This is a genomic window from Streptomyces curacoi, assembly GCF_001513975.1.
Classification (GTDB): domain Bacteria; phylum Actinomycetota; class Actinomycetes; order Streptomycetales; family Streptomycetaceae; genus Streptomyces; species Streptomyces curacoi.
In genome coordinates this window covers 268,207-280,971 of the sequence record NZ_KQ947992.1, presented here as the reverse complement: position 1 = coordinate 280,971, position 12,765 = coordinate 268,207, and the positions used below count along the sequence as shown (strand labels likewise).

8 protein-coding genes are annotated in these 12,765 nt (G+C 70.4%); all 8 read right to left on the bottom strand.

Annotated features, from left to right (window positions below):
• Window positions 1-485 precede the first annotated feature (485 nt).
• On the bottom strand, window positions 486-1,622 hold the full coding sequence (locus AQI70_RS29385; RefSeq protein WP_062155328.1) for an LCP family protein: 1,137 nt from the start codon (window positions 1,620-1,622) through the stop codon (window positions 486-488).
• Between the two features lie 206 nt (window positions 1,623-1,828).
• Window positions 1,829-3,622 carry a trypsin-like serine protease gene (locus AQI70_RS29380; protein WP_062155325.1) on the bottom strand — a complete coding sequence of 598 codons (1,794 nt, stop codon included), beginning with the start codon at window positions 3,620-3,622 and terminating at the stop codon, window positions 1,829-1,831.
• Between the two features lie 257 nt (window positions 3,623-3,879).
• Complete coding sequence (rho, locus tag AQI70_RS29375; protein WP_062155323.1) at window positions 3,880-5,895, bottom strand: transcription termination factor Rho; 2,016 nt, start codon at window positions 5,893-5,895, stop codon at window positions 3,880-3,882.
• 409 nt (window positions 5,896-6,304) lie between these two features.
• Complete coding sequence (thrB, locus tag AQI70_RS29370; RefSeq protein WP_003997881.1) at window positions 6,305-7,222, bottom strand: homoserine kinase; 918 nt, start codon at window positions 7,220-7,222, stop codon at window positions 6,305-6,307.
• A gap of 382 nt (window positions 7,223-7,604) precedes the next feature.
• On the bottom strand, window positions 7,605-8,663 hold the full coding sequence (thrC, locus tag AQI70_RS29365) for a threonine synthase (RefSeq protein WP_003997882.1): 1,059 nt from the start codon (window positions 8,661-8,663) through the stop codon (window positions 7,605-7,607).
• Between the two features lie 6 nt (window positions 8,664-8,669).
• Complete coding sequence (locus AQI70_RS29360; protein ID WP_062155321.1) at window positions 8,670-9,962, bottom strand: homoserine dehydrogenase; 1,293 nt, start codon at window positions 9,960-9,962, stop codon at window positions 8,670-8,672.
• 146 nt (window positions 9,963-10,108) lie between these two features.
• Window positions 10,109-11,500, bottom strand: a complete 1,392-nt coding sequence (lysA, locus tag AQI70_RS29355; RefSeq protein ID WP_062155320.1) for a diaminopimelate decarboxylase — start codon at window positions 11,498-11,500, stop codon at window positions 10,109-10,111.
• A gap of 13 nt (window positions 11,501-11,513) precedes the next feature.
• Window positions 11,514-12,638 carry an ArgS-related anticodon-binding protein NrtL gene (gene nrtL, locus AQI70_RS29350; RefSeq protein ID WP_062155319.1) on the bottom strand — a complete coding sequence of 375 codons (1,125 nt, stop codon included), beginning with the start codon at window positions 12,636-12,638 and terminating at the stop codon, window positions 11,514-11,516.
• Window positions 12,639-12,765 lie beyond the last annotated feature (127 nt).

The following is a 12,765-nucleotide window of genomic DNA, read 5'->3' as shown; positions in this document are numbered from 1 at the left end:
GGCGCCGGGTCGCCGCCGCGGGATGCGGGAGCGTGAACCGGAGCCGACGTACCAGTCTGCCAGGACTGACCGCATCCCCCAAAACCGGGGGGCGGTGTGATCTATTCCCAGGGGCGGAAGCGGGGGCGCGGGGATGAGTTACGAACTGCGGGCAGTGATCGCCGGCGAGGCGTTGCCGAAGGCGATCGCGGGAGACCTGTCCGCCTCGCACGCACCGCTTGACCAGGGCCTGTCGCTGATGCCGATGACGGACACCCACCGTCGCCGACGCCGTGCAGCAGGCGGCGGTGTGGGACCACGGTCGCCTCGTGCTCGGGCCGCTGCGCGTCGCGGAGGGCCGGCCGTTCCCTGCGGCCGGCGGCCCGGTCTCGCGGGCGCTGCGTCGGCTGGGTGCGGTGGCACGGGGCGGTGACGACGAATTCGCGGCCGTGGGGGCTGGGCCGTGATCGCCGCGGTGAGGACTGGATCGAGTGATCCGGCGTCGCTCAGGACGCCGTCACCACACCCTTGGCGTCGCCCGTCGCCGTGCCCTTCGTGGCCGACTTCGGGATCGGCTTGTCGTTCTTCAGGGCCGTCCAAACCTGCTTGGCCTTCGCCTCGGCGATGATGACGCGGTTGGGGTCCGCCGGGTCGTACTGGACCGGCATCGTGACCATCGTCATGTTCTTGGCGCTGATGCCCTTCAGGCCGTTCGCGAAGGACATCAGGGAGTTGACCGTGCCCAGGTCGGAGTCGGTCGTGACCGCGTTGGTGGCGGTGTTGGCGAGGTCGTAGAGCCGCTTGGGGTTGCCGAACAGGTCGATGTCCTTGACCTGGTTGATCAACGCCTTGATGAAGGCCTGCTGGAGCTGGATACGGCCGAGGTCGGAGCCGTCGCCGACGCCGTGCCGGGTGCGGACCAGGCCGAGGGCCTGCTTGCCGGTGAGCTGGTGGGGGCCGGCCTTGAGGTCGAGGTGGCTGTCGGGGTCGTTGATGTCCTTGGTGGTGGTGACCTCGACGCCGCCGAGCTCGTCGATGAGCTTCTGGAAGCCGGAGAAGTCGACCTCCAGGTAGTGGTCCATGCGGATGCCGGTGAGGGACTCGACGGTCTTCACCGTGCAGGCGGCGCCGCCCGTGGAGTACGCCTCGTTGAACATCACGCCGGACGCGGCGTCGTGCGTGTCCCCGTTGGTGTCCGTGCACTTGGGGCGGTCCACGAGGGTGTCGCGTGGGATGGAGACCACGCTGGCCTTCTTGTGGCCCTCGTAGACGTGCACGATCATCGCGGTGTCCGAGCGGGCACTGCCGTCGTCGGCGCCGCCCCCGAGCTTCTTGTTGCTGCCGGCACGGGTGTCGGAACCGAGGACGAGGATGTTCTCCGAGCCGTTGTCGACCTTCTCCGGCCGGTCGGTGCCGAGGGCCTGGTCGATGTCGACGCTCTTGATGTTGCCGTTGAGCTTGAAGTACAGGTATCCGGCGCCGGTGCCGCCCAGGACCACGATCCCGGCGGCCGTCCAGGCCATGATCAACAGGCCCTTGCGCTGGTCGCGAGGCTTGCGACGGCGGCCCTTGGCGCGGCGGCGCGGGCCCCTGGTGCCGGTGCTGCCCGGTATGCCGGACTCCGGCGTGCTCTCGGCGGACACTGTGCTCCTAGGTTCTCGTCGGTCGGTTACCCCCTGCTTTCAGGGTCAGGCGTGGCCAATCGGCCCGTACCACACCATCGTGACCCCGTCCGGTCAGACGGGGAAACTCGGAGAAGGGTTGCACAACGGACCGTGCCCACCGCCTGGCGAGCGGTGGGCACGGTGTGCGGTCGGCGATCCGGGCCGTACCCGTCTCACCTGCGAGGTCAGCCGAAGATGTCGTACTGCTTGAAGTCCGTGCCGACCGAGATCCTTGTGGCGAAGATCTCGCTGGTGGCCTTGCCGGTGCCCTTGTACAGGTAGAGCGTGCCGCCGGGCGTACGGGCCAGGAAGTCGGCCCTGCCGTCGCCGCTGATGTCGCCGACCGCGTCGAAGGCGTTGTAGCCGGCCCACTCCCGCACCTTGATACGGCTGGAGAAGGCGCCCGTGCCAGACTTGCCGGTGCCCTTGTACAGATACAGGTAGCCGGTGCTGGCCTGGCGGGCGATCAGGTCGGTCTTGCCGTCGCCGGTGAAGTCGCCGTGGCCGCGCAGGGAGTTGTACTGGTTCCAGCCGGAGCCGACCTTCACCCGGGTCCCGAAGCTGCCGTTGCCCTTGCCCGGGTAGATCCACAGGTAGCCGCCGGAGTCGACCGAGAGCAGGTCGGGCAGGTAGTCGCCGGTGACGTCACCGGGGACGACGATCCGGGTGCGGGTCTTCCAGTTGTCGGCGAGCTGCTTGGTGGTCCAGCTGCCGCTGGACTGCACGAAGTGCGACCAGAACACGTCGCCGTCGGAGCTGCGCCGGTACACCAGGTCCTGGTAGCCGTCCCGGTCGAGGTCGGTCTGCAGGACGACGTTGACCCCGTCCCAGTTGCCCCAGGACACGCGCGCGGCGAAGGAGCTGCCGTTGGAGTCCTTCGAGTAGCCGGTCCTGGTGGAGGAGTTGCGCACCCACAGGTCGGCCTTGTGGTCGCCGCTGATGTTGGTGTCGTCGACGCGCGGGTAGGCGGCGCCGACGTACGTGCTGACCTTGGCGAAGACGCTGTAGGCGCCCTCCGCGACACAGTCCGCCACGCCCCAGGAGACGACACCGACGATCCGGTTGTTGACGACGAGCGGCCCGCCGGAGTCACCGTTGCAGGCGCTGGTCGTACCGCTGTCGCTGCCGCTCGCCGGGTTGCCCGCGCAGACCATGTGGCCCTTGACGAACTCGCTGCCGTAGTAGCCCGCGCAGGTGCTGTCGGACTGGACGGGCAGGGTGGCCGTCTTCAGGGTCTCGGAGATGTCCTGGCTGGTGGAGCTGGTACGGCCCCACCCGTAGACCTTGGCGCTCGTCCCCGCGGCGTACGAGGCGGTGTCCCCGGACGTCGTCATGCGGATCGGCGTCGCCTTGACGGCGCCCGCCAGGGTGATCACGGCGATGTCGTTGTCGATCGTCGTCGAGTTGTACGAGGGGTGGTACCACTGCCGGTCCGGCAGGGTGACGGTGCCGCCGTGCAGGTCGGTGTTGCCGGCGTCGTCGGTGGACGGCAGCTGGGCGGTGCCGGTGACGACGGCGCCGTGGTTGTACCAGTCGTAGCCCTTGACGCAGTGCGCGGCGGTCAGGATCTTCGTCGGCGCGACGACGGCGCCGCCGCAGAAGAACCCGAGGTCGTCGCTCTCGTCGTCGGGGGTGCCCTGGTCGTCGTAGTACCAGAGCTGCGCCATCCAGGGCGCCGAGGCGATGGTGGTCTCGGTGCCCCCGATGACCATGGGGCTCACGGAGGAGTCAGCGGCGTCACCGGAAGAGCTGCTGGTGCTCGCGCTGTAGGACGACTTCGTGGTCGTCTCCCCCGCGGTGTCGTCACCGGCGAGGGCACCCGCGACGCGGCGCTCCAGCTCGGCGAGCGAGGCCGAACTGGTGGCGGGCTTCACGGTCGGCTGCGGCAGCGCGGTCGCGGCCCCCGCGGACGAGGTCATCAACGCGGCGGCGACAGCCGCGGCAACGCCGGCGGCGGCGACAGGCAGTGCGATACGCATCCGGCGTCTGTGACGCCCGCTGCCGGACATGGTCGTGGCCAAGGAGGTCCCCCCAGAGGTGCATGAGTAGGAAGGGGCGCACGAGTACGCCCGTCCCTATCTGCGCCAAAAGGCCGCCCTACGTCACTGAATGACGTAGGGCGGCCTCGACGCGTCCCAAAGGGGCGCGGGACTGCATCAATATGCGGCTCCGCCGCGTGGGCGCGACCAGCCACGAACAAGCCGCGGCCGACGAACAGCCGACAGCTCAACGGCGACTAGTCACCATTACCCGGCGCCGGCGTCGTCTTCTGGATCTGCATCAGGAACTCGACGTTCGACTTGGTCTGCTTCATCTTGTCGAGCAGCAGCTCGATCGCCTGCTGCTGGTCAAGCGCGTGCAGCACACGACGCAGCTTCCAGACGATGCCGAGCTCCTCGGCCCCGAGCAGGATCTCTTCCTTACGGGTGCCGGAGGCGTCCACGTCCACGGCCGGGAAGATGCGCTTGTCGGCGAGCTTCCGGTCGAGCTTGAGCTCCATGTTGCCGGTGCCCTTGAACTCCTCGAAGATCACCTCGTCCATGCGGGACCCGGTGTCCACCAGGGCGGTGGCGAGGATGGTCAGCGAGCCGCCGTCCTCGATGTTCCGCGCGGCACCGAAGAAGCGCTTCGGCGGATACAGCGCGGTCGAGTCGACACCACCGGACAGGATGCGGCCGGAGGCGGGCGCGGCCAGGTTGTAGGCACGGCCCAGACGCGTGATGGAGTCCAGCAGGACGACCACGTCGTGCCCGAGCTCGACCAGCCGCTTCGCACGCTCGATGGCGAGCTCGGCGACCGTCGTGTGGTCCTCGGCCGGGCGGTCGAAGGTCGAGGAGATGACCTCGCCCTTGACCGACCGCTGCATGTCGGTGACCTCTTCCGGACGCTCGTCGACGAGGACGACCATCAGGTGGCACTCGGGGTTGTTGTGGGTGATCGCGTTGGCGATCGCCTGCATGATCATGGTCTTACCGGTCTTCGGCGGGGCCACGATCAGACCGCGCTGGCCCTTACCGATCGGCGACACGAGGTCGATGATGCGGGTGGTCAGCACGCCCGGGTCGGTCTCCAGACGGAGCCGGTCCTGCGGGTACAGCGGCGTCAGCTTGTTGAACTCCGGGCGGCCACGGCCGTGTTCGGGCGCCATGCCGTTGACGGAGTCCAGACGCACCAGCGCGTTGAACTTCTCGCGCCGCTCGCCTTCCTTGGGCTGCCGGACCGCACCGGTGACGTGGTCACCCTTGCGCAGGCCGTTCTTGCGGACCTGGGCGAGGGAGACGTACACGTCGTTCGGACCGGGCAGGTAGCCCGACGTACGGATGAAGGCGTAGTTGTCGAGGATGTCCAGGATGCCCGCGACCGGGATCAGGACGTCGTCCTCGGCGATCTGCGGCTCCTGCACGTCGTCGCGGCCACGACGGCCACGGCGGTCTCGGTAGCGCCCGCGACGGCCACGGCGGCCGCCATCGAAGTCGTCGTCGTCCTGCTGACCGCGGTCCTGACGGCCGCCGCCCTGCTGCTGGTTCTGCTGCTGACCGCGCTGGCCGCCCTGCTGGTCGTCGCCCTTGCGACGGTCACCGCGGTCACCGCGGTCACCGCGGTCGCCTCGGTCACCACGGTCGCGGTCCCGGCCGCGCTCACGGCGGTCGCGGCGGCGGCCCTCGCCGCCCTCACCGGCTTCGCCCTTGGCGTCGCCCTGCTGGGCCTGCGACTGCGCGGGCGTCTCGGCCTTCGGCTCGCTCTTGGCCTCGGCGGCGACCGTCTCGGGGGCGGCCGCGGGGGCGCCCGCCTCGGCGGTGGCGCGGCGACGGCGGCGCTCGGCCGGGGCGTCATCGCTGGCCGGCTGACCGGGAATCTCGATCTGCTGCTGGGCCACGGCCTTCTCGGCGGGGGCCTCAGCCGACTTCGCCGCCTTCTTCTCGGCGGGAGCCTCGTCGCCCGTACGGGCCCGGGAGGTGGTGCGGCGCTTCGGCTTGGTCTCGGTGGCGGACTCGGCCTTCGCCGGGGCGGCGCCACCTCCTGCCTGCGCCTCCTTGATGACCTCGATCAGCTGGCTCTTGCGCATACGCGCGGTGCCCCTGATTCCGAGGCCGGATGCGACCTGCTGCAGCTCGGCCAGCACCATGCCCTCAAGGCCGGTACCGCGGCGCCGCCGGGAGCCGGCACCGGTGGCAGGCGCGGAGGCGTCCGTGGCGGGCGCGGCAGCGGTCTCCTCGACACGTGCGCCCATCAGATCGGTGGTGTCGCTCACGAAGGGTCCTTCCCTGGAGCGGACGTCGGCCTGTCTGGCTCGGCGACCGGTTGTGCTGTCCGGCTTCGGTCCCTGGTGTGTGGACCGTGCCGGGGCGGTGGTCCGCCCAAAGCGGCGGAGGAAATATCTGGTGATGGCGCTTCCCAGAGCCGTGGCACGGAGTGTCTGTGTCACTCGGCTCGGTCGCGCCGGTTCCGGAGCGTGCCCGGCAAGTCGCTCAGTGCCCGCGTACGAGGTACTGCCCGCGTACGTCGTACGGAACACAGTGCGGCTTGGGAGGCTCCCGGAAGAATGTCTGTCCCGGACGGGGACACGAAGCACCTCGCCATGGTGGGGTCGGGTGCAGACTTGAGATTAACACTACCGGATCCAACAAACATTCCCCCTCTCGAAATCCGGCAACCGTGTGTCAGGTCGCAAGCGGCAGCACGCTCGCTCCCTGGGCGTCGAGGTCGAGCCGGTTCGCGGCCCACCCTTCGCCTGCCAGATGGGCGACCTTGTCGGCGCTGTCGGCGTCGGCCAGCGCCAGAACGGTGGGGCCCGCGCCGGAGATGACCGCCGGGACTCCGTCCGCCCGCAGCCGCTCCACCAGCGCCGCGCTCTCCGGCATGGCGGGCGCGCGATATTCCTGGTGGAGGCGGTCCTCGGTGGCGGGCAGCAGCAGCTCGGGGCGCCTGGTCAGGGCCTCGACGAGCAGGGCGGCGCGGCCCGCGTTGGTGGCGGCGTCGACGTGCGGCACGGTGCGGGGCAGCAGGCCGCGCGCGGTCTCGGTCAGGACCGGCTTTCCGGGCACGAAAACCACCGGAACGATGGAATCGGCGGGATCCATCCTGATCGCTCGCGCGGCGCCGTTCTCCATCCAGGAGAGGGTGAAGCCGCCGAGCAGACAGGCCGCCACGTTGTCGGGGTGGCCCTCGATCTCGGTGGCGAGCTCCAGCAGGGCCGTGTCGTCGAGCCTGGCCTCGCCGCCTATGGTCACGGCACGCGCGGCGACGATGCCGGCGCAGATGGCCGCCGAGGAGGAGCCGAGGCCCCGGCCGTGCGGGATGCGGTTGGCGCAGACGATCTCCAGCCCGCGCGGCTGCCCGCCCAGCAGGTCGAAGGCGGTGCGCAGGGACCGTACGAGAAGGTGCTTCTCGTCGCGCGGGAGGGTCTCGCTGCCCTCACCCGCGATGTCGATGTGCAGCCCGGAGTCGGCCACCCGGACGACCACGTCGTCGTAGAGCCCCAGCGACAGGCCGAGGGCGTCGAAGCCCGGGCCGAGGTTGGCGCTGGTGGCGGGGACGCGCACCCGGACGGCGGCGGCGCGGAACGCTGGACCGGCCATCGCTCGATGACTCTCCTTGAGCTGCGTGATTGTCGAAGACATTCGATGACGTACGAGGACCCTTGCGGCCGCTTGCGGGCCACGGAGACGGCGCGGCACCGAGCCCCATGCGGAGGCATATGCGGCGGGCGGGTTCAGTACAGCCTATCGAAGGTGGGTTCTGTGGCGACATAGGGCGCACAGGAGGCGCACGATGCGTGTCGTATGCCCCCTGTGCACCCCCCGTAGAGAAGTTCCCCAGGTAAGCGCCCTCTTACTCGCGGATGCGAGCCCCGTACGACGGGGTGTGGCGCCGCTACGACGGCGTGCGGCGCCGCAGTGGTGGGGTGGGGCGCCGCTGCGGCGGAGTGTGGCGCGCCGCGGCGGCGGGGTGGGGTGCCTCTTACGCCAGCCCGAGCCGCTCGGCCGCCGTCGCCGCGTCGACCGGGACGGTGACGGGCTGCGGGGCGCCGGCGACGGCCCAGTCGGGGTCCTTGAGGCCGTTGCCGGTGACGGTGCAGACGATCCGCTGGCCCGGGTCGACCTTGCCCTGCTCGGCGGCCTTCAGCAGACCGGCGACGGACGCGGCGGAGGCGGGCTCCACGAAGACGCCCTCCTGCGCGGCCAACAGCCGGTAGGCGCGCAGGATTTCACGGTCCGTCACCTCATCGATGAGACCGCCCGATTCGTCCCGCGCCGCGAGCGCGTACTGCCAGGACGCGGGGTTGCCGATGCGGATGGCGGTCGCGATGGTCGACGGGTCCTTGACGACCTCGCCGCGCACGATGGGCGCGGAGCCGGAGGCCTGGAACCCCCACATCCGGGGGGTCCGCTTCGAGACACCGTCGGTGGCGTACTCCTTGTAGCCCTTCCAGTACGCGGTGATGTTGCCCGCGTTGCCCACCGGCAGGACATGGATGTCGGGGGCGTCGCCCAGCATGTCCACGATCTCGAAGGCGGCCGTCTTCTGCCCCTCGATACGTACCGGGTTGACCGAATTGACCAGGGCCACGGGGTAGTTGTCGCTCAGGTCGCGGGCGAGCGTGAGGCAGTCGTCGAAGTTGCCGTCGACCTGGAGGATCTTCGCGCCGTGCACGAGCGCCTGGCCCATCTTGCCGAGCGCGATCTTGCCCTGCGGGACGAGAACGGCCGAAACCATTCCCGCACGGACGGCATAAGCGGCGGCGGAGGCGGAGGTGTTGCCGGTGGAGGCGCAGATGACCGCCTTCGCCCCCTCCTCCTTGGCCTTGCTGATGGCCATGGTCATACCGCGGTCCTTGAAGGACCCGGTGGGGTTGGCGCCTTCCACCTTGAGGTGGACCTCGCAGCCCGTGCGCTCGGAGAGCACCTGCGCGGGCACGAGGGGCGTGCCGCCCTCGCGGAGCGTCACGACCGGCGTGGTGTCGGAGACGGGCAGCCGGTCCCGGTACTCCTCGATGATTCCGCGCCACTGGTGGGTCATTGCTGGTTACTCTCCTTCAACCCGCATGATGCTGGCGACACCCCGCACGGTGTCGAGCTTGCGCAACGCCTCGACGGTCCCGCCGAGGGCCGCGTCGGACGCACAGTGGGTGACGACGACGAGGGAGGCCTCGCCGTCCTTGCCCTGCTGGCGAACCGTATCGATCGAGACACCGTGCTCCGCGAACACGGTCGCCACCTGGGCGAGAACACCCGGTTTGTCCGCCACGTCGAGGCTGATGTGATAGCGCGTGACGACGTCGCCCATCGGAGAGACGGGCAGGGCGGCATACGCCGACTCGCCGGGCCCCGTTGCCCCGCTGAGCCGGTTGCGGCAGACGGCGACGAGGTCGCCGAGCACGGCGGAGGCGGTCGGGGAACCGCCCGCGCCGGGGCCGTAGAACATGAGCTGCCCGGAGGCGTCGGACTCGACGAACACGGCGTTGTACGCGCCGCGCACGGAGGCGAGCGGGTGGCTCAGCGGGATCATCGCGGGATGCACGCGCGCGGTGACCGACTGGCCGTCCTCGGCGCGCTCGCAGATGGCGAGCAGCTTGATGGTGCAGCCCATCTCCTTCGCGGAGGCGAAGTCGGCCGCGGTCACCTCGGTCATGCCCTCGCGGTAGACGTCGTCGAGGCGCACGCGCGTGTGGAAGGCGATACCGGCGAGGATGGCGGCCTTGGCGGCGGCGTCGAACCCCTCGACGTCAGCGGTGGGGTCGGCTTCCGCATATCCCAGGGCGGTGGCCTCGTCGAGAGCTTCCTGGTACCCGGCCCCCGTGCTGTCCATCTTGTCGAGGATGAAGTTGGTGGTCCCGTTGACGATGCCGAGCACACGGTTGACCTTGTCGCCGGCGAGGGACTCGCGCAGCGGACGGATCAGCGGGATGGCACCGGCGACGGCGGCCTCGTAGTAGAGGTCCTTGTTGTGCTCCTCCGCCACCGCGTGCAGGGCGGCGCCGTCCTGGGCGAGGAGGGCCTTGTTCGCCGACACGACGGAGGCGCCGTGCTCGAAGGCGGTGGTGATGAGGGTACGGGCGGGCTCGATGCCGCCGATCACCTCCACCACGACATCAATGTCACCGCGTTTGACGAGGGCGGTGGCGTCGGTGGTGACGAGGGCCGGGTCGATGCCCTCACGGACCTTGGAGGGCCGCCGTACCGCCACCCCCGCGAGTTCCACCGGAGCACCGATCCGGGCGGCGAGGTCGTCGGCGTGCGTCGTCATGATGCGCGCCACCTCTGAGCCGACCACTCCACAGCCCAGCAGCGCCACCTTCAGCGGACGCGTACGCATCATCCGACCTCGTTTCCTCATACCGTCTACGGTTGCACCAGTCTCACTCACCGGACGGGAGTTTCTGTCCTTCGTCCGGATTATGAGACATCTATTTCATTTGTACGGGGGTGCAAGACAGGAGATCTTCCACCCCGCTCCTTCTGTGGTCACCCGACGTCGAGACGCAGGAGGTCCTCCTCCGTCTCACGCCGCACGATCACCCGGGACTCGCCGTCGTTCACGGCGACGACGGGCGGCCGGAGCACATGGTTGTAATTGCTGGCCATCGACCGGCAGTAGGCCCCCGTGGCCGGTACGGCGATCAGGTCACCCGGTGCCAGGTCGGCCGGCAGGAACGCGTCCTTCACGACGATGTCCCCGCTCTCGCAGTGCTTGCCGACGACGCGGGCCAGCATGGGCTCGGCGTCACTCGTCCGCGACACCAGGGCGACGCTGTACTCGGCGTCGTACAACGCCGTACGGATGTTGTCGGACATGCCGCCGTCGACGGAGACGTACGTCCGCAGCCCGTCGAGGGGCTTGATGGTGCCGATCTCGTAGAGCGTGAAGGCGGTGGGCCCGACGATGGCCCGCCCGGGCTCGACGGAGATGCGGGGAGTCCGCAGCCTGGCGGCCTCGCACTCACGCGTGACGATCTCGGTCAGGGCCTTGGCGATCTCGTGCGGCTCGCGCGGGTCGTCGTCGCTGGTGTAGGCGATCCCGAGGCCGCCCCCGAGGTCGATCTCGGGCAGCTCGACGCCATGCTCGTCCCGGATGTCCTTCAGCAGCCCGACCACCCGGTGGGCGGCCACCTCGAACCCGGACATGTCGAAGATCTGCGACCCGATGTGGCTGTGGATCCCGATGAGCTCCAGCCCGTCGAGCTGAAGAGCCCGCCGCACGGCCTCGGCGGCCTGTCCCCCGGCGAGCGGGATGCCGAACTTCTGGTCCTCGTGGGCGGTGGCGATGAACTCGTGCGTGTGTGCTTCCACGCCCACGGTGATACGGATCTGCACGCGCTGCCGCTTGCCCAGGGACTGGGCGATGTGGGCGACGCGGACGATCTCCTGGAAGGAGTCGAGGACGATGCGTCCGACGCCGGCCTCGATGGCACGGTGGATCTCTTCCTCGGACTTGTTGTTGCCGTGGAAGGCGATGCGGTCGGCGGGCATGCCGGCGGAGAGGGCGGTGGTCAGCTCGCCGCCGGAGCAGACGTCGAGGTTGAGGCCCTCCTCGTGCAGCCACCGCACGACGGCGCGGGAGAGGAACGCCTTGCCGGCGTAGAAGACGTCGGCGTCGGACCCGAAGGCACTGCGCCACGCCCGTGCCCGGGCCCGGAAGTCGGCTTCGTCGAGGAAGTAGGCCGGGGTGCCGTGCTGCTCGGCGAGGGTCTTCACATCGATACCGCCGACGGTGACGACGCCTTCGGCGTTGCGGGCGACGGTCTGGGCCCACACCTTCGGGTCGAGGGCGTTGAGGTCCGCGGGCGGGGCGGAGTAGTGGCCCTCGGGGAGGACGTCGGCGTGACGGGGCCCGGCGGGGTGTGCGGAACGGCTCATCTGGCGTGCTCTTTCAGAGATGGTCGGGTGCGTCGATGCCGAGCAGGGACAGGCCACCGGCCAGCACCGTCCCGGCGGCTTCGGCAACGGCGAGCCGGGCGCGGTGGGTGGCCGAGGGTTTCTCCGCGCCGCGCGGGAGGACGGCGGGCAGGAGAGGCAGGACGGCATCGGCGACGGTGACGAGGTGCCGGGCGAGACGGTCGGGGGCGCGGTGCGCTGCCGCGCGGGCCAGGACGCGGGGGTGGTCGGCGAGGGCGGCGAGGAGCTCGTGCGCCTGCTCAACGGGCCCGGGTTCGGCGTCGAACCCCAGGTCGTCGGCGTTGCGCAGGAGGGCCCGGGTGCGGGCGTGGGCGTAGCGCACCCGGAAGAGGGGGTTGCTCTCACGCTGCACGAGGTGCTCGTCGGTGACGTGGGGCCGGTCGTGGGCGGCGGGGTGGAGCAGGGCCCAGCGGGCGGCGTCACGGCCGAGCGGGAGGGGGTCGGCGGGGGCGGGGGCCGGGCGGATGGTGACGTGTAGGGGGGTGGGGGGGTGTGGGGTGGCGGGGTGTGGGGTGGCGGGGTGTGGGGTGGGGCGGGCGTCGACAGGTACGCCGCCGTCACCGGTTACTCCCTCGACGGTTGCTCCCTCGACACGTACGCCCAGGAGGTCGGCCCACTGCGGCGCGATCCCGGCGTCGCATCGGGTACGGACGAGGGCGCCCTGGGAGCGCATGATCCGGGCGGCGGCGTCCATCACGACCACGGCCCGCACCTCATGCGGACAGGACAGCTGCACGAAGTCCGGGGAGGGAGCGTCGGCGTACCCGTACCGGGTGCCGCGCCCCAGGATCTCCTCGACGAGGGCGACGGACGCGGTGCCGCCCAGGCTGATGTTGAGGAAGCCGGGCCCTGTGATGACGACGTCGGCGACGCCGTCGCTGCCGAGCAGCCGGGCCTGCAGGATCTCGGCGACGTCCCGCGGCGGCTGCCCGGCCGGGCGGGCGAGCTGGAGGGCGATGTTGGTGGCGTAGTCGCCACAGCCGCCGGGCCCGGGAGCGGTCACCACAGCCCGCTCCGGCACGGCGACGCGCAGTTCCCCCTCGTCGACAGCACGACGCACCGCTCGCAGGACGGTACGGGAGAGCTCGACGGGGGTCACGGGACAAGCGTAGGGGAGGAGGGGGGCGGGTAAGCGAATGGGTTTGGGCGAGGGTCCGGGATGTGGACGGCGGTGGGGTGGGAGGCTGGTGAGGGAGGGGCTGATGGGGCGGGGGCGCCTGCTCTGA

Bases quoted from the DNA above. Each gene is read 5' to 3' on its own strand.
- AQI70_RS29380 (WP_062155325.1), bottom strand. From the start codon at position 3,622: ATGCGTATCGCACTGCCTGTCGCCGCCGCCGGCGTTGCCGCGGCTGTC.
- thrB (WP_003997881.1), bottom strand. From the start codon at position 7,222: ATGGCCGGTCCAGCGTTCCGCGCCGCCGCCGTCCGGGTGCGCGTCCCC.
- thrC (WP_003997882.1), bottom strand. From the start codon at position 8,663: ATGACCCACCAGTGGCGCGGAATCATCGAGGAGTACCGGGACCGGCTG.
- AQI70_RS29360 (WP_062155321.1), bottom strand. From the start codon at position 9,962: ATGATGCGTACGCGTCCGCTGAAGGTGGCGCTGCTGGGCTGTGGAGTG.
- lysA (WP_062155320.1), bottom strand. From the start codon at position 11,500: ATGAGCCGTTCCGCACACCCCGCCGGGCCCCGTCACGCCGACGTCCTC.